Annotated in this window: 20 protein-coding genes; 8 read left to right on the forward strand and 12 right to left on the reverse strand. The window is 46.2% G+C overall.

The window, feature by feature from the left end; all coding sequences use genetic code 11:
* Nucleotides 1–202: 202 nt before the first annotated feature.
* The 5 genes from BM082_RS00770 to BM082_RS25410 form a co-directional block, all read right to left on the reverse strand.
* A complete protein-coding gene (locus BM082_RS00770) occupies nucleotides 203–1465 on the reverse strand; it encodes an MFS transporter (RefSeq protein ID WP_074924887.1) in 1263 nt (420 codons plus the stop codon).
* Between the two features lie 28 nt (nucleotides 1466–1493).
* The gene (locus BM082_RS00775; RefSeq protein WP_074924889.1) at nucleotides 1494–2174 is read right to left on the reverse strand and encodes a LysE family translocator; all 681 of its coding nucleotides are present in this window, start codon (nucleotides 2172–2174) and stop codon (nucleotides 1494–1496) included.
* An 8-nt stretch (nucleotides 2175–2182) separates the two neighbouring features.
* Nucleotides 2183–3535 carry a JmjC domain-containing protein gene (locus BM082_RS25475; RefSeq protein WP_074924891.1) on the reverse strand — a complete coding sequence of 451 codons (1353 nt, stop codon included), beginning with the start codon at nucleotides 3533–3535 and terminating at the stop codon, nucleotides 2183–2185.
* Nucleotides 3525–4295 (reverse strand): hypothetical protein, encoded by a 771-nt coding sequence (locus tag BM082_RS00785; protein WP_017010235.1) that lies wholly within the window; start codon nucleotides 4293–4295, stop codon nucleotides 3525–3527. The genes BM082_RS25475 and BM082_RS00785 overlap by 11 nt, the downstream gene beginning before the upstream one ends.
* A 96-nt stretch (nucleotides 4296–4391) precedes the next feature.
* The gene (locus BM082_RS25410; protein WP_017015440.1) at nucleotides 4392–4520 is read right to left on the reverse strand and encodes a hypothetical protein; all 129 of its coding nucleotides are present in this window, start codon (nucleotides 4518–4520) and stop codon (nucleotides 4392–4394) included.
* A gap of 748 nt (nucleotides 4521–5268) precedes the next feature.
* On the opposite strand from BM082_RS25410, the gene BM082_RS00795 reads away from it, so the two are divergent.
* The 4 genes from BM082_RS00795 (at nucleotide 5269) to BM082_RS00810 (ending at nucleotide 6982) form a co-directional block, all read left to right on the forward strand.
* Complete coding sequence (locus BM082_RS00795) at nucleotides 5269–5610, forward strand: DUF5713 family protein (protein WP_017010238.1); 342 nt, start codon at nucleotides 5269–5271, stop codon at nucleotides 5608–5610.
* 1 nt (nucleotide 5611) lies between these two features.
* Nucleotides 5612–5845 (forward strand): hypothetical protein, encoded by a 234-nt coding sequence (locus BM082_RS00800; protein ID WP_017010239.1) that lies wholly within the window; start codon nucleotides 5612–5614, stop codon nucleotides 5843–5845.
* 91 nt (nucleotides 5846–5936) lie between these two features.
* Nucleotides 5937–6200: a hypothetical protein gene (locus BM082_RS00805; protein WP_017015442.1), complete on the forward strand. Its 264-nt coding sequence runs from the start codon at nucleotides 5937–5939 to the stop codon at nucleotides 6198–6200.
* Between the two features lie 179 nt (nucleotides 6201–6379).
* Entirely contained in the window at nucleotides 6380–6982 is a 603-nt protein-coding gene (locus BM082_RS00810; protein ID WP_074924895.1) for a flavin reductase family protein, read from the forward strand.
* A 94-nt stretch (nucleotides 6983–7076) separates the two neighbouring features.
* Here BM082_RS00810 and BM082_RS00815 read toward each other — a convergent pair whose 3' ends face one another.
* From BM082_RS00815 to BM082_RS00825, 3 genes are all read right to left on the reverse strand, one after another.
* A complete protein-coding gene (locus BM082_RS00815; RefSeq protein ID WP_074924897.1) occupies nucleotides 7077–7781 on the reverse strand; it encodes a calcium-binding protein in 705 nt (234 codons plus the stop codon).
* 402 nt (nucleotides 7782–8183) lie between these two features.
* A complete protein-coding gene (locus BM082_RS00820; RefSeq protein ID WP_074924898.1) occupies nucleotides 8184–12116 on the reverse strand; it encodes a calcium-binding protein in 3933 nt (1310 codons plus the stop codon).
* 492 nt (nucleotides 12117–12608) lie between these two features.
* A complete protein-coding gene (locus BM082_RS00825) occupies nucleotides 12609–13637 on the reverse strand; it encodes an SDR family oxidoreductase (RefSeq protein ID WP_026024647.1) in 1029 nt (342 codons plus the stop codon).
* A gap of 96 nt (nucleotides 13638–13733) precedes the next feature.
* On the opposite strand from BM082_RS00825, the gene BM082_RS00830 reads away from it, so the two are divergent.
* Both BM082_RS00830 and BM082_RS00835 read left to right on the forward strand, forming a co-directional pair.
* Nucleotides 13734–14342 carry a TetR/AcrR family transcriptional regulator gene (locus BM082_RS00830; protein ID WP_241814574.1) on the forward strand — a complete coding sequence of 203 codons (609 nt, stop codon included), beginning with the start codon at nucleotides 13734–13736 and terminating at the stop codon, nucleotides 14340–14342.
* A gap of 185 nt (nucleotides 14343–14527) precedes the next feature.
* Complete coding sequence (locus BM082_RS00835) at nucleotides 14528–14926, forward strand: VOC family protein (protein WP_017010833.1); 399 nt, start codon at nucleotides 14528–14530, stop codon at nucleotides 14924–14926.
* 140 nt (nucleotides 14927–15066) lie between these two features.
* Here BM082_RS00835 and BM082_RS00840 read toward each other — a convergent pair whose 3' ends face one another.
* The 4 genes from BM082_RS00840 to BM082_RS00855 all read right to left on the reverse strand — a co-directional run bounded on the left by BM082_RS00840 (nucleotide 15067) and on the right by BM082_RS00855 (nucleotide 19023).
* On the reverse strand, nucleotides 15067–16221 hold the full coding sequence (locus BM082_RS00840; RefSeq protein WP_074924899.1) for a DUF5666 domain-containing protein: 1155 nt from the start codon (nucleotides 16219–16221) through the stop codon (nucleotides 15067–15069).
* Between the two features lie 204 nt (nucleotides 16222–16425).
* Nucleotides 16426–16734 (reverse strand): DUF6506 family protein, encoded by a 309-nt coding sequence (locus BM082_RS00845; protein WP_017010831.1) that lies wholly within the window; start codon nucleotides 16732–16734, stop codon nucleotides 16426–16428.
* A 15-nt stretch (nucleotides 16735–16749) separates the two neighbouring features.
* Complete coding sequence (locus BM082_RS00850) at nucleotides 16750–17598, reverse strand: alpha/beta hydrolase (protein WP_017010830.1); 849 nt, start codon at nucleotides 17596–17598, stop codon at nucleotides 16750–16752.
* A gap of 39 nt (nucleotides 17599–17637) precedes the next feature.
* Nucleotides 17638–19023, reverse strand: a complete 1386-nt coding sequence (locus BM082_RS00855; protein ID WP_017010829.1) for a multicopper oxidase family protein — start codon at nucleotides 19021–19023, stop codon at nucleotides 17638–17640.
* Nucleotides 19024–19237: 214 nt separating this feature from the next.
* On the opposite strand from BM082_RS00855, the gene BM082_RS00860 reads away from it, so the two are divergent.
* Both BM082_RS00860 and BM082_RS00865 read left to right on the forward strand, forming a co-directional pair.
* Nucleotides 19238–20500, forward strand: coding sequence for a mechanosensitive ion channel family protein (locus BM082_RS00860; protein ID WP_017010828.1), 1263 nt, complete (start codon nucleotides 19238–19240; stop codon nucleotides 20498–20500).
* Nucleotides 20501–20710: 210 nt separating this feature from the next.
* Entirely contained in the window at nucleotides 20711–20902 is a 192-nt protein-coding gene (locus BM082_RS00865) for a hypothetical protein (protein WP_017010827.1), read from the forward strand.
* Nucleotides 20903–20927: the final 25 nt, after the last annotated feature.

Here is a 20927-nt window from a genome sequence, read left to right on the forward strand (position 1 = left end):
TGACGATCTTTTACCGAAGAAATAGCACATTGCTCAATGAGCAATAACTGCACCAAATAGGAAAATTACTAACACATTGAACAATAGGGAGTATTTACTCAGTTGGCATTTTGGCAGGTGAATAGTTGCTTAAATACTGGCGAAAAATTGCCTTATCGGGCAATAAGTTGCTTCGATATAAGACGAATGCCTCAATAAATAGTCACAACTGTAAGGGTATCTTTTCCGCACGTTTTAGCATGAAACCAAGGCAGAGTAACGTAAATACAGTAACGATGCCGACCAAGCTCCATGCCCATGATAATCCAATGCTTTCAATGGCAAATCCCATTAACAACGGGCATAGCGCAATGCCTGCATTGTTTGCGATAACAGAGAATGACACATACCGACCTAGGTGAGAGTCTGGCACCAATTCGCAAAGGTAAGCATCGCCATTCGTTACTTCGAGGATTTCACTTGCAGTGATGATCAATATCGCGAAACCCATTACCAATAAGGTCGGCATAAACCCAATCATCACATACCCAGCACCGTAGCCGCATATAGCAAGCATGAGGTTTTTAATGGGGTGTGTTTTGGCTGTGAGCGAGGTGAGTACTGTCGTTAAGCCGAGCACGGCGAATGCGTTGATCATGAGTATGAGGCCGTAATATCGTGCGCCATCATCTGCAAAGCTTTCCGCCATCTGTAATGGCAGCGTAAACGTGATTTGGGCATAGCAAAAGCTGACACAGATATTGACTGCCAAGAACAACGCGATTTGTGTTTTATCTGGCACGCGAGCGTCATATTGCGTGTCATGTTCAGTGGAGCGTTCAATCGACTCTTGGGATGTTTTTTTGTCAGCCTTGGGCTTCCTTCCTGTACTTTTTTTGATGAGCGATGCGAGCAAATAGGCGGCAATAAGCGTGGTGGTAGCGTCGCCCCAATAGAGCCATTGGTAGAAATCGAGTAAAAGAAAACCGGCGATCAATGGGCCAACGGCGTGACCCACATTGAACGCGAGATAAGACAAAGAAAGGGCGTAGCGTTTAGATTCGCTGGTTGTTGAACACAGTGACAATATTGCAGCGCGCATAGCGGGTCGCATAATGCCCAGCGCTAAGCTGGAGAGTGCGATAAAGATGATAGATAGAGCATCGTATGCGAATAGCCCAGCGATAATCACACAGACCGCAGAAAAGGCCTCGCTGATTGCCATCAGTGCAAGACGGTTAAATGTATCCGCGAGATAGCCACCTAACACACTGCCAAGCATCCCCCCGATGGAGACGATGAAAACCATCATTCCCGCGTCAGCGGGCGAAAGTGAGAGTTTCTGGGTCAAAATCAGCGCATAAACGGGCAACACAAAGGTACCGCCCGCAATGATGAATCGCGCAAAGGCGATCATCCAAATGGCACGATCAAGCGCCAGATAGGGTTGGAAGTGGCGAAGAAAACCGGCGTCGTTTTTATTCATTTTGGTTCACGAGAGGGCAATTGCCATCTTAGCGCGATGACAACAAGACATTGAGCCCCAAACCGCCTAACAAAGTGCCTGAAATGGCATTAACCATGTTCATGAGTCGGCGGTTCTGACTGAATTTCGCCAATGACACGGACACCATCACCGTCAGGAAAGAGAACCAGCAAATCGCGATCACCGCGTGAATGGTCACCAGCGAATATGCTGCAACAAATGACACGTTGCTTGCATCAATAAATTGCGGAAACGCCGCGATGTAAAACAGGGAGACTTTCGGGTTAAAGGCATTGGTGACAAGGCCTTCGATATACCAGGTTGCTTTTTGTTTGAGCGTAAAGGAAGGCTGAGAAATGGGGGCATTTTCAGGCCGTTGAAGTGAATCGGTTTCGTTATTTTCTGGGCTCGCAGTCTGTTTCTCGAACAGCTTTTTCAAGCATTTCACGCCAAGAAAAATCAGATAGCTTCCGCCTGCAACCTTTATCCAGCCGTACAAAAAGGGCGACTGCATAATAAGTAGCGACAAGCCAAAGACGGTAAGCGTGCCATGCACGTAAAAAGCGGTGGCGATGCCTGCGACATTGTAATAGCCAGAAATGCGCCCAAAGCTTGGCACATTCTTGATGATCAGCAAGCCGTTTGGACCAGGGGAAACCACCATCAAGCCTACGACCATGGCGAAAAGTAAACTGTTAGACCCATCCATGTGTGTGTTTATCCTTGCTTTAACTGTGTCACTTTGTCCTCGGCAACCGCGAAATGGCCTTTATCGACCATACATTCTGGGCATACCCAATCATCAGGTAAATCGGTGAAAGGCAGGGCATGATCTGAATCATCGTATTGATAACCACATACTGAACATTCATGAATCATGTCTTTTTCCTTCTTGATGATGACAAGTTGATGGTCCATCAATGCGTGAATGGCTTCTACATCGAAAATGTATCCGTCCGCTTCCACCTCTTCTTCTAGCTCTGACAGCGAGAAAGAATCCATTCGATTCAGTAATGCCAACACCCACTGATGCTCAGGGTCGATGTCTATGCTGCCACTGGCGAAGAAAACGCGCAGGTTTTCGGAGTCCAGCATCAAAAACTGATTTCTGCCAACTTCAAGGCGCGTGGTGTAAGACACCTCTTCGGGCGAATTTCTCAGTGACTGTTCAAGGCTAATGGGCGCAGGTGGCTGCTCTTGAATGAAAGGGATGACATGTTGTTCAAACAGGGATCTTGCAAGGCTAGGATCATCACGAAACGCTTGGGCGATGTTTTCTAGCGAGTTGGCGATTACCTTAGAGATATGCTCGCCAAATTCGGTGTCGTGGCAATTGACGGCTTGACGCAACTGTTCTGTGTAGGGGTGGAGCGTTTCAGAAAAGGTAACGAACAAGTCACGGTTACGCAGGTTGAGAGTGGAGAACGTAAAGTGAAGTGAATTGTCGTCCAACGCGACCGCCTTGTGGCCTGTTCCGCGCGGAATATAAAGCACGTTCCCCGGCTCTAAAATGCAATCGGTTAAGTGGTCACATTCTGTTAGCAGCGTATTCGGACGATAGGTTTCCCCTTCATAGGGGCGATAGGCGCTGCGCGATTCCACCATCCAATGTTTGCTGCCTTCAAGTTGGACGATGTACACGTCTTGATCGTCGTAGTGCAGATCTAGCGCTTCACCTTGCGCAGGCGTCCAATAGGCATTGCAGTTGGTGGGGCACAAAAACTGTTGGCTGAGCAATCGGCAAATATTGGCAACCGCAGGTAGCTTTTGTTGTAAATCGTTCAGCACAAGGGTGTAGCCGCCTTTGAAAGCATCAAGCAGCATGGCATCAGACGGCGGTTGTTGCGACAGGGTGGGGTCGGCATTGTCTTTTTTTGCAATGCGGATATCTCCCCACTCGTGCAGATAGGTTTGAATAAGATTATCCAGCGTGAACCCGTTAATTAAGGTGCTTATTAGCAAAGGATTGGCGGTGCGGAACACGTAAGGGTGTTTATCGAAATATTGCTGATAAAACACCTCCACCAACGGGATACCAAGAACATTAGAATGGGTGCACTTAAAGTTCAATGTCTTCTCTTTCTAGTTCGATTTTGGTTAATTCATTGAAATCACAAAGGCGGTCTTCGAACATCTGGTAGAAGAAATCCTTATTGTTTCCACGCGACGCGTAATCTTCAAAAATCTCAGCGGAATAGTTGATGTGTTTGGCTTCATCTCGGATGAGGGAATCGGAGAACTTCTTTAGTCTAGCGTGGCTTTCTTCTGGGGCGTGTTTCAGCAATGCATCTCGTACCATATATTGCAGCACCAATGCCCGAATTTCTGTTATATGCACTTGCACCAGTTCGTTGATGGACTCTAATTCAAAGAATCGTTCTTCTTCAGGGACTTTGGCGATGTCAGGGTGCTGGTTCGGCGTGAATTTTGGTTGCATGTCATCAATTTTGGATAGGGTGTCCTGATCCAAATCGAGGCCGGGGTACACCAAATTCAACATTGAAATGAACATGGTGGAATGCCGCGATTCATCCAGCGCATGTTGTCGAACGCGGCGGGCATATTCGTCATTATCGAGCTTGTTGGAAAAATTCCAGATTTGTTGTGCGCCATACCCTTCAAGGCAAGAATTGGCGACAAGTTGGTTAGCAAACCATTCACCGTCATCTGAAAGTTCGGCGTAACGCTTTGCGAAAATTGATTTGGCGAAAACAGGCTGATGGGTATCAAACGCGTGCTTTAGGATCGCGTTGTAGAGCGGGTATTGTCTCGCCTGAACATGCTTGAGTTCACCGAGAACGTTGGATGCAAGGTTAGATGAACGAGCCATAATCGTTTCCCTTTCTTGTCAATCAGTCGGCAGGATCAACAACGAAAAAAGGCAGCGGGCCCTGCTGCCTGAGTCAGTCAATTAAGTCATGGAGACTTACTTTTTCTCTTTGCTAAAAGAGTGGTTTCTGATGGTGAATGCACTCGGTGCGGCTTTGTTGAAAGAGTGGTTACGAATGGTGAACGCACTTGGTTGTTTCACATTGACCTGAGTATTTATCTTCATCGTTCTTTCCTTTTTGATGGATATAGATCTTTGAGGAATGCGCTGATGCGCGTTACTTGACCAAGTGCTAAAGAACTTTGCTGAGTTTGTTATCAATGACAATTTGGATAGATCAATATTGTGATATTGCTTCAGACCTTTTTGTCTGTAAAATCAGGCATGAAAATGTGGCATAGAAAGTTTTATAGACGCTGAATCCCTTATAAAACGTGGCCTGTAGAGGATGATGCCTTTTATGGAGTTCTGTTCTGTATATGCTTAAAGCGCATAACATTCTCTTTGTTATTAACAGACTAGCTAACAATTTTGCTATGCCTATCTACGAACCCTGCGTATTGACCGTAATCGATTCGGTTGATCAAAATCATCTTTCCATTCAAAGGGCGGTTTTTTACCTTTTTTAGGGGGTTTTCTACCTTTTGACCACTTTGTTAATAATGGACATTCACGCTGACCCTAACGCGTGGATAAACCAATGATCAGTACTAAGTGGCTGGAGCTTTACCGTTACATCAATACTCACGTCGATTCGCTTCCGGCAGAGCGCCTGTTTCTTGAACACTTATTCCTTTGCTATTTTCACCGCAATTGAAAAATACCGTGCCTGGGATACTTCATTGAGATGAGAGCATGGAGATATTCGGGTATTACAAAATCAGTCTCATTGTCAGCACGTGGATTCAAGGAGTTAAGGCATAATTAATGGAGAATGACTTGATGAAAAAACATCTGATGGGGAAGTCTTTTTATGTCTATATCAAATGAAAAAATGAAGGCATTTCAGTTCTTGCCTGAGATGTATCGCGATAGCTATTTCCCCAATTTCTTAGTCGACAAGATCAAAGCGATTTTGATCGATTTGTGCCAACGCATAGAGAGTAATAACCCACTAAGTTCAAGTGACTTGTTGGTCTTAACGCACGCCGCGACCGAAAGGATTAATGCACTTCAAGAAGAATTTGAAGACAATGATAGCGATTTGGAAACCGCTGCTAGAGAAGACATGGCTGAGAGCTTTGAATTCATCATAAGATCATACGGCTTTTTTGATGTTGATATTGAAGACGTTATTGCGCCAAGGGAGTGGTAGTGTGGGCGAGCTAATCTTTGAGCTTGTTTTACCTGCCATCGGACGATTTATCGTATTTCTATTGGTAGAGTTGCTTTTTCAAACCATCTTCTACTTTACTGGTTACCCGATCGTCAAGATGCTTACGCTTGGCGTCTACCCAAAAGTAATGGGTGAATCTGAAGGCTCTGATAATGTCACAAGTATAATCGGCCTTATGGTGTGGGTTGCTCTCATTGTGGTTTTCATAGCGTGATTAAAATCATGGCTTAGCTGATTAGAATGAAATGAAAAGAATCCTTTTTCTGTGCAGTAAAAACAGGCTGAGAAGCCTCACAGCAGAAGCTGTGTTCAGTGAAATTGACACTTGGGAAGTTGCATCGGCGGGCATTAGCCATGATGCGGATGTGCGTGTCAGTGCGGAAGACATTGATTGGGCCGATATCATCTTTGTTATGGAGAGTGTGCATAGGAACAAATTGAAGAAAAAATTTGGCGCTCTTTTGAAGAATAAAAAGGTTATCTCTCTCAATATCCCTGATGATTTTGAATACATGGACCCTCAACTGATTGAGATCCTTCAGCAAAAAGTCCCTAAGTTAGTGGATTAGTGCACTTACATTGACTGCTCTCGTTTTTACTATGCTGCAGCGCTGTGCTTCAATGCCTTTCCATTTATACCCAAGTAACCTGAAAATGCTCGCTGAATCCGGCATCTTCAGGCTACTTGGGTATATGATGTTAATGTTAATGTTAATGTTAATGTTAAGGATAACGTGACGGGAAATGTATGATTTTTAATGTTTCTGAGTTAGAGAACCAAGCCAAATATCGTCTTCTCAATGGCGGCGTGACCCCGCGTCCTATCGCCTGGATCAGCACGCGATCTCGTGACAATGTTGATAATATTGCGCCGTATTCTTTCTTTACGGTGGCAAGTTGTAACCCGCCCGTCTTGCTTTATACGCAAATTACGCAAAGAAACGGCATCGATAAAGACACGCTAAAAAATCTGAATGAAACCGGTGAGTGTGTCGTTAACATCGTCAATGAAGGCTTGCTGGAGAAAATGAACCAAACCAGTGCGAGTATCGATCGCCATGAGAGTGAATTTGCACATGCTCAGCTTGAAAACTGCCCAAGTGCGACCGTTTCGCCGCTCTCTGTGAAAGACTCTCCTGTGCGTTATGAGTGTACGCTGCGTGACATTATCTCTGTCAGTGATCTTCCTACAGGGGGCACGGTCATTCTGCTAGATGTGACATCAATTTATGTGCGGGATGATTTGTACAAAGACGGCGTCATTGATCAACAGGATATTGATGTGGTTGGTAAGTTGGGAAGTGATTGGTTCAGTTTACCTTCTGAAAAAGTTGAGTTGCTTCGTCCTTGACTAAACTTGCACGGTTCAAGCGCACAAAAAAGGGAGCCCTGCAGTGCTCCCTTTTCGGATGAAGACCTTTGCTTATGGTCTTCGTACTGTTTGATTAAACGAGCTCGCAGCCTGTAACGAAATCGATGTTACACGTGTTAAATTGACCCCACTGGTTTTGAAGCTGAATAGAGGTACCATCGCAGAAATCTAGCGTGACACATCCCCATGATTGGCTGACCGAAATTTGGCTCATAGAAGTCGCAAGGGAGTCGTCAATTTGGATCTTATCGCCGCACCAACCATTGAAGTCTGTTATGACGTCGCAGCCATCATTTTTATCAAAGAAGAAAACATCTTTGCCTAGGCCGCCGGTGAGTACATCATTGCCTTGACCGCCATGCAAGATATCGTTGCCCCAGCCGCCGTCGAGCTTATCGTTACCACAACCACCGTCTAAAATGTCATCACCGCATTCGCCGTAAAGTTTGTCATGGCCGTTGCCGCCGTAGAGTTTGTCATTGCCCCAGCCGCCAAAGAGATGATCGTTACCCTGGCCACCTTTGACAATGTCATTGTCATGGCCGCCATAGAGTTTGTCATCACCGCAACCACCGTCAATGTAGTCACAACCGCTACCACCTTTGATCAGATCACCATCATTGCTTCCGATAATCTTGTCATTACCCGAGCCACCATCAATGAGGCATTCATTGCCATATGCAACAATATAGTCATCACCACCTTTTCCATACAGCCAATCTACGTTGCAATCACTGATGATGGTGTCGTCGCAAGATGTTCCATGTTTTATCGTCATTTGATTTTCCTTTAGTTCACAGAATTGATGTTTTTCGCACCCTACAGCTCCAAAGGCAGACAAAATATGACAGAAAAAATGGACAATACAATTGGTTTGCTGACACTGATTCACCTATTAACAGTATGTTTATTATGTCTTCTCAAATATGGGGTGAAGCGGTTGTCAAAACTTTAATGATATCTAACATTGCATACATTAGGGTTATTTGCATACAAGTAAAAACATCACGAGGAAAGTGTCTCTTAACTGCGCGGTTTCTTTGCGAAACATTATACTTAACATCAACTTTTTCGCGGATCGCTTAGCAATATCTAGGTTGACGGTCATTATTTGTAAGAGCGGAGAACACTTAAAAAAAACGGCGCCGAAGCGCCGTTTTCTTTCCGTAGGCTGGGGAAATTAGGTGAAGTTGAACATATCAGAGTCTAACTCAGTCACTTTTACATCTTCTAGGATGATATGTACTGAACCTTCACTGTTTGAAACAACAGTGTTTGCACCACTTTGAGCAATGTTTAATTGCCCAAAGCTGATTGCCAGTGACGCATCAATTTCAATGGCATCTTGGCGAAGATTGAAGTCCGTGACGGTGTCTGAACCTGAATCACTGTCAAAGAAGAATACGTCTGCGCCTTTTCCTCCTGTCAGCGTGTCATTGCCCTGACCACCGGTGAGGAAGTCATCGCCATTACCGGCAAACAAGGCATCAGTACCACTTCCGCCATCCAGTTTGTCGTCACCATAGTTCCCTTCGATACGATCGTCACCGTCGCCGCCATATAGCTCATCGTTATGTGTACGGGTGTCTGTGTTACCAATGTCATAATCGAAGTTTAATTTAACCGTCGCGGCATTCCCATCGGCATCAACGAGGTAATAGCTGCCATCTTCGGTTTGAACAATAACGGGCGCTGTAACGTCATTCTCAATGCCTGCAATATTGGTTTGATGAACCAGCTTACCGTCTTTAGATAAGGTAAACAGATCAACGCCTTCCTCAGGATTCGGGGCAACAAAAACAGGCTCTCCATCAACATAGCCAGCGGAAGAATAACGTGTACCACCACCTTCAATCGTATCGGTGAGGGCTAAAGAGCCTTCGCTGTTGAGTTCGTAAACGTAAATGTTACTTTCACCAGGGCCTCCTGAGACGATGGCATAGGCTTTACCGTCAGAAGTTTCATAGAAGTTCACACCATTATATGTGCCTAATGTGGCCTCAAAGGTTTGAGTATCAGCCAGAGTGAGTGCGCCAGAGCGTTGATCAACAGAGAACAGTGAGACACTGTCATTTGCGCTGGACACGAGGAAGGTTTGACCATTAATGGTGATGATGTCTAACCCTGTGCCCCAATCTCCTGTAGCGATGGTGTTCCCTGTTTCGGCAATCTCTCCCGTTTGTGAGTCGTAAGTAAGGGTGTCAATGCGATCATTTTGTGAGCGGGAGGCGTAGATATATTCCTGTCCATCTAACGCTTCAAAAACCACATTTTCGCGCACGATGCCGCCGCTTAGATGAGTTTGTGAGTGACCAAAGCGCAACCCGCCTTCAAGGGAGAAAGTGCCGTCTGGGGCAATGTGCCAGGCTGTAATAGAACCGCTATTTTGCGATGTCATAAACAGTGTTGCATCACCATCTACATCGAAGATGTTGGATTGCGTTAATCCGTTACCAAAGGCGGAGATAGGTACGCCTGCTTCTTGGATATCAGCAGAAATATCGCCAGAAGAAGTGGTCGTTACTGTCCCCGCTGAGCTGTCATAGGTCATGCGGTCGGTTTCAGTTAATGAACCGTCATTCTCGACACGGTAGACGATGCTTAAACCACTGACCGCCCATTGTGTAGTCACAACGTAGGCGACACCATCGACTGTGATTGCAGTGGTTGTTGCCGAGGCGTTTGTGTCACCCGAAATAACAGGCTCTGCAGCAGAGATTGAAAGGGTGGGCGTTTGTCTGTCATCGCCGATGAGGTAATCATGTCCGTCACCGCCGTAAATTTTATCGTTATCAACACCGCCACGAAGAATATCGTCACCAGCGCCACCTTCCAGTGTGTCATTGCCTTCTTGGCCATCCAAAAAGTCATTGATAACACGGTTTTGGAACTGACTCGTGTCGAGTTTCACTGAAGCGGTATTGCCATCGGCGTCGACGAGAAAATAGCTGCCATCTTCAGTTTGAACAATCACTGGTGTGGTAACGTCGTTTTCTATGTCTTTAATGGTGGTTTGTAATACCAATTTGCCTTCGTCAGACAAGGTATACAGGTCAATACCCTCGCTTGGGTTTGGTGAAATGAACACTGGCTCACCATCCACTTCGCCAGCGGACGTATAACGGACACCGTTACCAGAGATGGAGTCTGTGAGTGTTAGCGATCCTTCACGATTCACTTCGTAAACGAATATTTCGCCTTCACCTGTGCCACCTGTCACGATGGCATAAGCGCGACCGTCTGAGGTTTCATAGAAGTTCACACTGTTATAAGTGCCAATGTTTTGATCGAAGGTATGTGAATCAGCCAGCGTCAGCGCACCTGTTTGTGCATCAACAGAAAATAACGACACTTTGTCATTGGCACTTGATACAAGAAAAGTCGCGCCGTCAATGGTAACGATGTCTAATCCGGTTCCCCAGTCGCCAGTTGCAATAGTGTTTCCTGTCTCAGCAATCTCGCTGGTTGCTGAATTGTAGGTGAGGGTATCGATACGATCGTTTTGAGGGCGAGTTGCAAATATATATTCTTGGCCGTTTTCTGCTTCAAAGACCACATTCTCACGCACAATGCCACCACTAAGGTGCGTTTGTGAGTGTCCAAAACGCAATCCACCTTCAAGGGAAAACGTGCCGTCAGGAGCAATGTGCCATGCTGTAATCGAGCCGCTATTCTGAGAGGTCATGAACAGGGTAGCGTTACCGTCAACATGGAAAATGTTCGATTGCGTGAGTCCGTTACCGAAAGCTGAAATGTGTAAACCAGCATCTTGCATATCTGAGGTGATATCACCCGATGATGATGTAACCAACGTGCCTTCAGAACTGTTGTAAGTCATGCGATCGGTTTCGGTCAGCGAACCATCGCTCTCGACGCGGTAGACAATGGAAAGACCGCTAACTGCCCATTGAGTTGTTACCACATAGGGCACGCCATCAATCGAAATCGCGGTTGTAGTTGCACTGTGATTTAACCCACTTTGAACAGCTGGGCCATCGGCCCGAATACTTACACCCGCAGATTGACTGCCTGTGCCCGTATTGATCGTCGGATCGGTGCCATCATCACCAATCAGGTGGTCATCGCCTGTGCCACCCCACAGAGAATCGTTTCCGTTAGCGCCTTCGATGCGATCGTTGCCTTCGCCACCACGCGCGGTATCGTTTCCGTCTTCTCCGTAAAGCAAATCGTTACCCGCTTGTCCCCACAGTGAGTCGTCGTCTGTGCCACCTTTAATGGTATCAATGCCGTTTCCGCCCCAAAGTACATCCGTGCCGCCATCACCATTGATGATGTCGTCACCATTGTCACCAAACAGAACATCACGTCCGTCACCACCGTTGACGGTGTCATTACCGTTACCGGCACGGACCTTATCATTGCCAGCGTCTGCATTGATGATATCTTCACCATCATTGCCAAAGAGGCGATCGTTGCCTTCGCCACCCGTCAGCTCATCGTTACCAAGACCACCTTCCAAGGTGTCATTGCCTTCGTTACCAAAGAGCTTATCTTCGCCTGAACCGCCACGAACCCAGTCATTGCCAACGCCGCCACTTACATTATCATCGCCAGCACCACCAACAACTGTGTCGTCGCCTTCTTGACCGTTGATCGTGTCATTATCACCATCGCCATAGATAACGTCATTGCCAGCGTCACCGTTCAGCGTATCGTCACCATGCTCGCCAAAAATAACATCTTTATCAGCACCACCACTAACAGTGTCGTTGCCTTTACCCGCTTTAATGATGTCTTCTCCAGCACCGCCAGAAAGCACATCATTGCCGTCATCGCCGAAGAGGCGATCATTGCCGTTACCGCCTTGAATAGCGTCGTTTCCTAAGCCACCTTCTATCGTATCGTCGCCATCGTCACCATAGAGAAAATCTGTACCTGAACCGCCACGAAGCCAATCATTACCTGACCCGCCATGCACTTCATCATTTCCCGCACCACCAATTAGGGTATCGTCATCATTGCCACCGTAAAGAAAATCATCATCTCCATCACCTTGGAGATAATCATTTCCATCGTATCCATAGAGCGTATCTACGCCCGTTGTGCCAATGATTTCGTCATCGTTTTCTGTTCCATGAATGATGTTTGACATCAGTGTCTCCCTGCTAATGAGTTATCGATTTGGCGCAGTCGCTTTTTTTATGAGCGAATAATAGTTATGTCAGGAGGGGGAGAATACCGATTGAAGTATTATTAATGAGACGCTATGCGTTGTGGTGAATGTGTAATCGTAAAATGTCGCTATATTGTCAACATTGTAACTCGGCAATTTAGCGAAATGACCTAACATTAGTGGGGTTAACTTTCGACAGTTAAAGGCTTTTTGAGTTGATCACTGTCAATGAGCTAAAACATAGATCTCCGAACTCTTTATATATTTATTCAGGTATTAAAAAAGCATGTAATTAGCTTCTGCTTAAGTATTGGTACGATGAGTGAGTGGGCTGGTGCTATCATGCAAAAGAAAGTGTGTAAGATTTTCGATTTTATTGGCGATAAATCAACAGCCTAAAAAGGCGTAGAGCCCATTATTTGGCAAGCTCTACGCTTTATCAGTGAGTCAACATCGAAGAGAATAGGGTATTTATTGGTTTTGAATTAACGATACGGCTTTGGCGGTATCTTGGATGGATTGTTTTACTGAGCGAGGCGTCCAACCAAATAGTGAACGTGTTGCTGCATTATCCGCACTTAAATTCATGCCTAGCATCCCCAACATGCCTTTTGCTTCTCGATCGAACAATGACATAAACCGAAGGAAGAAATCTGGCGCGATACGCGTGCTTGGCCCCTTGTAACCTTCGTCTTTTAAAATTTGCGCCATTTCAGCAAAACTACTTGGTGCAGAGCCTGCCGCTAGAATGCGTTTGCCGTTTGCCTTAGGGGTGATCATGGCTTGAACATGGAGCACGGCGAGATCACGGACATCCACCATTGGAAAGGCGATGTTTGGTACAAGAGGAAGTTTGCCGTTCAGCATTTGATCAACAATGGCCATTGTTTGACCCGTGATGTTTGTGCCCAATGGAGGACCAAAAACACCCCCTGGGTTCACGGTGACGAATTCCATCGTATTGGAATCAGGTAGGTTTTCCACGAATTCCCACGCCGCGCGTTCTGCGAGCGTTTTACTTTTTGTGTAGGTGCTGATGGCACTTGAGCTGGAATCCGTCCAGTCACTTGGGCCAAACGTGCCCGTTTTCATGCTGCCCATCATTGCCACGATGGAGCTTGTTAATACGACACGTTTTACGCCAGCGTTTTCACCCGCACGAAGCGCGCGCAACGAGCCTTCAACGGCGGGTGTGATCATTTCTGCTTCTGTCTTTGGGTTTGCAATCGTGAAGGGTGAGGCAATGTGCATGATGTAATCACACCCTTCTGCTGCGTCATTCCAACCTTCATCTGATGTGAGGTCGAGTTGCACAAACGTAAGGTGTCGAGTATCAACGGAGGCTGCCGCAAGTGTAATCAGCACTTCGTCAGCTTTCTTCATGTCACGTACTGAACCACGTACCTCAAACCCCTGATTTAACAGTTCTTTGGCGCAGTGTAATCCGATAAAACCTGATATCCCCGTGACTAAAACTCTCTCTCTTATATTCTGTGCCATCTACGCTTCCTCATTGATTGTTTATTTAAGTACCATGCGGTACATTAAGTAATCAAAAACTTCATGTCAACATTAAATACCAGTTGGTACTTATTAATGAGCCTAGATTCAGTTAAAGCGCCGAGAGGCCGACCAAAAACGTTAAATAGGAATCATATCCTTGAGATTGCGATGCTTGCTTATTGGCAAAGCGGTACGCGTGATGTGTCGATAAACGAAATTTGTCGGCAAGCCAATGTGTCCAAACCTGGCTTATACCGCGAGTTTGGTAACGAAGATGGCTTGATGACAGCGGTGCTCCATGCCTATCTACAGGCCGTGCTCATGCCACTGTTGGAAATACTTCAAAGTGAACGCCCATTTCATCAGGTGTTAGATGAATTGGTGATGTTCATTGCCGAAGAACCACCTGAACAACAGGTTGCTAAAGGGTGTTTGATGGTGAAGATGCGTGAATCTAGCATGCTGCTAGGGCAGGAGACCCAGTCACAGATAGTGAAGTCCCATAAAGAGATCTTGGGAAGGTATGAAACGTGGATTCAAGGTTGTCAAGATAACGGAAGTTTCCGCTCTGAAATGCCCCCTGCGTTTGCAGCTGTGTATATTGACGCGCAGTTCACAAACGCTTTAGCGCAGCTCGCGAGAGGTGACGACAGAGCCATGGTGAAAAGTATTTTGGAAACGTCACTGTCCGTATTTCGTTGAACACGCTATATGCACCACCTCTATGAACAGCCGAGCAGTTTAGGCGCGTTGGGGTATATAGACCGTGTATTACCCTTTGTTCTCACAGACTAAACAGAAAGTTAGCGGTCGCTAATGGATAATGATTTCTGCTTCGCGAAGGTGGTAGCAAGAAACGTCAATTGTGGAAGAAGTGCGGAGATAAAATGAAAGAAATAACACGTATAAATCATGCAGGCCTGCGGGTTCGTGATCTTGGTATCACACGTGAATTCTATGAAAAGTTAGGGTTCGTTTTCATCGTAGGGCCTATTGGGCCTGAACCTGTTGCTGTGATGGAGCACCCCGCGGGAATTAACATCAACTTCATTCTCAATGCGTCTGACGATGCGTCTGAGAAAAATATCCTTTCTGATATGCCAGTCAAACACACTGGGTTTACTCACTTTGCATTAGAAATCACAGATGTCGAAGGTGTGAAAAGTACGCTGGCTTCCCACAACATTCCTATTACAGAAACCATCAACCTGCCAGACGGCACTGAGTTCTTCTTTATACGAGATCCTGATGGCAATGTGATTGAATTTCATAAACCGGCGGGGTAGTCACGAGGTCATCATTTTGTCCACTTTGTTCTTTCGTTGACGTTCAAAGTATCCAAAAAATAAACTGGGCGTGACACAATCATATAAATAACCCGCCATAGAGGCGGGTTATTTTTAACTATGCAGATACGTAAGGTAAATTAATCGATGCAGTCGTCTTCTAGCGAAATCTCGCGAGCGATATGTTTGCTGTCGATAACGATGCCTTCAACGTCGACACATTCACCGTTTAAGCTCTCGAAATCAATACGGTTTTCGTATTCTGTGTAGGCATCAGTCACGATCGCTTTGCCATTGATGGTGAACGAATGAGTGTTACTATCAATGTTTGTCACGCGGCCTTCTTCTTCAAACTCGAATTGATCCCAATCGATATCAAAATCGAAATCGTCTTCAAATTCGATTTCTTTGGCGTACAACGCGTTGCCTTGTTTGCCGATCTCTACTTCGACCAACGCACCTGCTAAAAGGTTATTTTTGTTGCCATCATCAAACTCCGTGTTTGAGCGCACAGCAATGCGACCACGGTAGTTCAGTTCGAATTCGCTTTTGTCTTTCGCAACCCACGTCACGATACCTTCGATCTCGCCATCATTTGGGAAATCGTTGTAGGTTTTAATGGTGATACGGCTTGGGATAAGCTCGCCATTGCTTTCATCATATTGGCCTTGAACTTCAACCCACATGCCATCAGCTAGCGTGCGTTTATCTTGAACTACCCGTGGATCAAATGAGATTGTTAGAGAACTGCCAATTTTGAATGACAGACTATTTGTGTCTAATGCTGACACACGACCTTCTGCGACCATTTCGCCGTCAAGAGGGTCTTGTAGGAACTTCACCACAGACAACACTTTGTAACCCGCGTTAGCGGTTGGCATTGATGACACCATTACCCAATCGCCGTTGACGATGTTAGTCGAAAGACGTGGGAACTTGAGATTAACGCCAGCAATCGAGAATGTACTGTTTAAACGGTTAATACTCTCAATTTGACCGATAAAGGTTGGCTCTAGCTCAACACTGCTGTTGGTTGCGCGATATTGATTACTGACTTTTACCATCATGTTGGGTTCGAGCGTCAGCATGTCTTGATCAAACGTTTGGCCTTGGAAAGATGCTGACGTTGCTTGATATGTGTAACCGTTGACAGTCACCGTCGTTGTAGACACGCTATCAATTGTTCCTTCAATCGCAGAGGGCGCAGCTTGTGCTGATGAATCACTTCCGCCATCGCTGCCACCACAGCCAAACAAGGCAAAAGTTACCATTGAAAGAAAAGCATATCGTTTCATTTTATAAGCCTTAAAAAGTGATGCTGCTTAATGAGCGGCGGGAATCTAGCACAACGAATTCCCCGAAGATTCATCACTTTTGTTAGCTTTCTGTCAATTTAGATATTGCTCTTAAGACATGACTAATTATCTGGTGGGTTAGGATGTTTCTTCGCCAAATTGTAAGAGGTAAGAGGTAAGAGGTAAGAGGTTAGAGGTTAGAGATTAAGCAGAGGACGGTGAGAGAAACGATGTCAGCTTTTGTTGTTCTGTATCGTTAAAGGTGACATAGCCAATCGGCACATGTGTGTTTACCTCGGCAATCAGGTGTTCGGCACTTTCTTTGCCAAACCCGCCACACAGCTCGATGACCTCAATGCCGCATTGGACAAACGCCTTCGCAACCAGAATGGCCTCTTCGTCAGTGGAAACACCGACGACCTTGGTAAAGAAAAAGCCCGAATCCAATGTGCTTTGGTGAGTATCTGGCGTGTAGTTTTCCCCTTTTACAATAAACCCGTACTTCTTAATCACGGCGTGTTCCTTACTTTAGGGATTCTGGTCGAGGTGCTTTGCAAGAAATGACAGTACGGTGGTTTCGTATTGATGTGTATTGAACTGATGCAAATCAACATGTGCAGCACCTTCCATCACATTGAGGTATTTCGGCTCGGGCGCATTGTCAAAAAGCATAAGGACTTCGTATAAGAAGGTTCTTTTGTCCTTGTCGCCTTGTATGAAGAGCACTGGCGCATTGAGATGTTTAACAGCCTCGGCAGGTTGAAGTTGATGAAGTTCCACGCCCAGTCGGAGCGGGATTTGTTCGTATAGAAGGGGAGCCAACGCGGAGGGATAATGACGGCTGTAAAGCGCAAGGCGATTCTCGACGGCCTGCTCAATGCTGGAATAGACAGACTCTAAGATATACGCGTCTACCGGAACGGCACGCTCTCCCAATATTGCAGCTGCGCCACCAAGGGAAACACCCAGCGCCGCGATCTGTTGGCAGGCTTTGGTTTCTTTTAAATAGCGCACTGCAGAATGCGCGTTGTGCGATTCGAGATACCCATAGGAGAGATGTTCTCCTGGTGTTTCTCCGTGCGCTTGAAAATCTATGGCGAGCGCCGCGTATCCGTGTGTGGTCAGAAACTTGGCGCGTTCTACCATGTCACGCTTTGAACCGCGATTCCCGTGTAAAAGCAACACGCAGGCTTTACGGGCTTCTACAGGAAAATACCACGCGCTAATGGTGTTTATCGTGACGTTTTCCACCGTTGGCGCATCCGCTGGGAGATGCACCGTTTGATTTGCGGGCGATGAAAGCTTGGAGCCTAACAGCCAGAAGGCACCGAGCACGACAGCAAATAATGCACAGAGTAAGCAGCCGACTTTCTTCACATTCGTCTCTCTACGTTTTTCACTAACTGTGCATGTGAACTAAACAACCTCGATATACCCCATCAGTCCAGTTTTCATGTGCTCAATCACGTGGCAGTGATACATCCATTTCCCAGGGTTATCGGCAACAAACGCGGCTTTCGCACTGCCATTCTTTCCAAGCAAGACAGTGTCAGTATGGAAAGGCTCGTCGAGTTTTATTCCGTCGAGTTCCAACACAGTAAAGGTATGACCGTGAAGGTGGATAGGGTGGTGATATTGCGTCACGTTTTTCAAATCGAAGATATACGTCTTCCCCAGCTCTAGTGTTGCAAGCGGGGCGGGAATAGAGTTTTTGTTCATGCCTTCCCATGCCCGTTTGTTCATGAGCCAGAATTTGGAATCAACCTTGCCGTCTTTCTTGGTCGGTGAAATAGCGCCTTCCCACTCAAACACGAAATCCATTTCTGACGCATTCTTTAAATCTAGATCAGGCACAGGATTAAGGGGCAGAGCAGGCAGTGATGCCGGGGAGGAAATCTCAGAAGCGACAGATTCAAACGTGCACAAAGGGAAAGGAAAGCGGCCTTTCATGTATTGCACATAGACTTTTTCACCTTGTTTGGGTGCATGCAACGCAAGATCTAGGCGCATTCCTGGGCTGATTTTATGTTGCTCAAGAGGGTAAGGCGTTTTGATTGGATTGCCATCAATGGCCACCACCCAGGCTTCTGCACCTTTTATGGCGATTGGATACGTGAGCGTGTTATCCACGTTGGCAATGCGCAAACGGGTTGTGGCATTTTCTCTCAATGAATAGACAGGTTCGTGCTTGCCGTTAACGGTTCCCCATTCACCGGGCGTGCCCATTCTCGCGCTATAACGCGGGATCATCAGTTGCTTCCATTGACCTTGTTGGTCAAGGTGCCAGTGTTTGAGGAGCAGGGTATGTTCCTCTTCGAACAACACAGGCTCGGCTTCTTCCACGATGATCGCGCCCACCAATCCTTTGCCGAGTTGCACCACGCTATTTACGTGGGGGTGATACCAGAACGTGCCTGCATCCGGCGGGGTGAAGCGATATACAAAGGTCTCACCTTGCATGATCGGTGGTTGACTGAGAAATGGCACACCATCCATTTCAATGGGAATGCGCAGGCCATGCCAATGGATAGTGGTAGGTTCTTTGAGTTTGTTGGTGAAAATGATGGTGACGGGCTCACCTTGCCGGCAACGTAACGTAGGCGCAGGTATTTGGCCATCAAACCCCAGAACATCGGTTTGAAAACCATCAACGATCTCTGCCGTTGCTTCTTCCGCGGTCAGTTCATAAATCCAACCTTCTTTGTTGCTTTTGCGTGTGTTGGCGAGCGAAAGTGTTGGCAGTGCAAAGTAAGATGAAATAGCGGCACCTGCTTGTAACAGCTGTCGACGGCGAAAATCCATGCTCATTTTCCCTATGTCCCTAATCTGCTACTCACGCTATCACAGAAAGGCAATTGATTTTGTTGATGCTTTAAAACAAATGAGAACTATTTACGTATTAAGGGGTGAGCGTCTTTCTAAACGGAGCAGGGTGCATCACTGTATCAATATTGCCTCATTGCGTTGCGATGAAGCCTATTAGGCTTTGTGGAATGAGTCGTGAGGGAGCGCAATAATGCTAGACCATTCTGTTCGAGAGTATGTGGCTGAAAAATTGGCTGCGATGGGGTTAAACACTGATCCCTATGGCAATGAGCCGACATTGATTTTTATCGTCGCAGCGATTGGTGTTGCGCTTGTTAGTTACCTCATTGTACATCGCGTGATCGTGCGTTCTGTGAACATTGTGCTTAGTCGAACCAATGAAACTTGGGGTTCAAACTTGGCAAAGCATGAGGTGCTGGAAAAAGTGGCACTCCTTGTGCCGCTCATGATTTTGGAACTCCTGGTCCCCCCCATTATTAGTCAGCACCCGCTGGTGGCAACCGTCACTGATCGCATTTTGAGCGTGATGGTGTTGGTGATGTTCATTTGGACGATCTTCGCACTTCTTGATGCACTCAATGACATTGCTAACGCCAAAGGCATGACACGTCGAATGCCCATAAAGAGCTTCGTGCAGTTGATAAAGCTGTTCCTGTTCTTTGTTGGGATAGTGGTGTCTATTTCCATTTTTGCTGATGAATCGCCCATCATCTTCTTGAGCGGTTTAGGTGTTGCGACGGGCTTAGTAATGTTGGTGTTCAAAGACACCATCTTAGGCTTTGTCGCAGGGATTCAGTTATCTGCAAACCGCATGGTGAGTTTGAACGATTGGATTGAGATGGATGATTTTGGTGCGAGTGGCTCGGTAGAAGAAATCTCTCTCACCACGGTTAAGGTGCGTAATTTCGACAATACCGTGTCGATGCTGCCAGCCTATGCCTTAGTGCAAAACGCATTTATCAATTGGCAGGGGATGTCTGATTCCGGAGGGCGTCGGATCATGCGTGCGATAAACATTGATCAAACCTCCATTCGTTTTATGGAAGACGCCGAAATTGAATCACTGAAAGAGATCCGCATTTTGCGGGAGTATCTGTTCGAGAGAACCAAAGAGATTAGTGAGTTTAACGAGAACATAGATGATATTCCCCATGTGGCGAACACTCGCCATATGACAAATATCGGTGTTTTTCGGGCGTACCTAACCACTTACCTGCGTTCTCATAAGGATATTCACCCCTATATGTTGTTCATGGTGCGCCAACTGGCGCCTACAGCAGAGGGTCTGCCTTTGCAAATCTATGCATTTACGAACAGTACTGATTGGGTGTTTTATGAAGGGGTGCAAGCTGACATCTTTGACCATATTTATTCGATCATGCCGATATTTGGTTTACGCCCATTTCAAGCGTTTGGTGGTAGCGATGCCAGTAAGATTGGCACTGGTGGATGAGGGTTTCTTAACCATAAACTGTCACATAAATGAGAGTTTTGCGCATTAATCGTGTTGAACGTGGCGAAAAGTGCAAAGAGGCTATAAACATTTTCTAATGATGCCGTTCTAATAAGTAACAGCGGCACAACCTCAAAAGTCATTATGTCTTTTGGTGGTGTTTCACGCACTAACTGAATGTAGGAATATTGAAGAATCGAAGGGCAGACAATGAAGCTGAAACGTTATCGTCCGAATGACAACGCAGATGCAGTATTGGAAACAAAAGTCATTAATGGCGTTTACGTCATGGAGCGACGCCGTCCGTCAGAGCGACGTAAACAACGCCGGAAGTTTGCGGGCTATGATCGCCGTGCTGCGGCAGATCGTCGTCATCTTCGCAGTATTGATGAGTTTGTTTAAAGGCTCCTCGGCCTAGTAGCAAACT

It is taken from the genome of Enterovibrio norvegicus DSM 15893 (assembly GCF_900115495.1).
GTDB classification, from domain to species: domain Bacteria; phylum Pseudomonadota; class Gammaproteobacteria; order Enterobacterales; family Vibrionaceae; genus Enterovibrio; species Enterovibrio norvegicus.

Coding starts and splice junctions, on each gene's coding strand:
- BM082_RS00835 (WP_017010833.1), top strand. CDS start 14,528: ATGAAAGAAATAACACGTATAAATCATGCAGGCCTGCGGGTTCGTGAT.
- BM082_RS00770 (WP_074924887.1), bottom strand. CDS start 1,465: ATGAATAAAAACGACGCCGGTTTTCTTCGCCACTTCCAACCCTATCTG.
- BM082_RS25410 (WP_017015440.1), bottom strand. CDS start 4,520: ATGAAGATAAATACTCAGGTCAATGTGAAACAACCAAGTGCGTTCACC.
- BM082_RS00840 (WP_074924899.1), bottom strand. CDS start 16,221: ATGAAACGATATGCTTTTCTTTCAATGGTAACTTTTGCCTTGTTTGGC.
- BM082_RS00860 (WP_017010828.1), top strand. CDS start 19,238: ATGCTAGACCATTCTGTTCGAGAGTATGTGGCTGAAAAATTGGCTGCG.
- BM082_RS00830 (WP_241814574.1), top strand. CDS start 13,734: ATGAGCCTAGATTCAGTTAAAGCGCCGAGAGGCCGACCAAAAACGTTA.
- BM082_RS00820 (WP_074924898.1), bottom strand. CDS start 12,116: ATGTCAAACATCATTCATGGAACAGAAAACGATGACGAAATCATTGGC.
- BM082_RS00775 (WP_074924889.1), bottom strand. CDS start 2,174: ATGGATGGGTCTAACAGTTTACTTTTCGCCATGGTCGTAGGCTTGATG.
- BM082_RS00785 (WP_017010235.1), bottom strand. CDS start 4,295: ATGGCTCGTTCATCTAACCTTGCATCCAACGTTCTCGGTGAACTCAAG.
- BM082_RS00810 (WP_074924895.1), top strand. CDS start 6,380: ATGATTTTTAATGTTTCTGAGTTAGAGAACCAAGCCAAATATCGTCTT.
- BM082_RS00795 (WP_017010238.1), top strand. CDS start 5,269: ATGTCTATATCAAATGAAAAAATGAAGGCATTTCAGTTCTTGCCTGAG.
- BM082_RS00825 (WP_026024647.1), bottom strand. CDS start 13,637: ATGGCACAGAATATAAGAGAGAGAGTTTTAGTCACGGGGATATCAGGT.
- BM082_RS00815 (WP_074924897.1), bottom strand. CDS start 7,781: ATGACGATAAAACATGGAACATCTTGCGACGACACCATCATCAGTGAT.
- BM082_RS00865 (WP_017010827.1), top strand. CDS start 20,711: ATGAAGCTGAAACGTTATCGTCCGAATGACAACGCAGATGCAGTATTG.
- BM082_RS00855 (WP_017010829.1), bottom strand. CDS start 19,023: ATGGATTTTCGCCGTCGACAGCTGTTACAAGCAGGTGCCGCTATTTCA.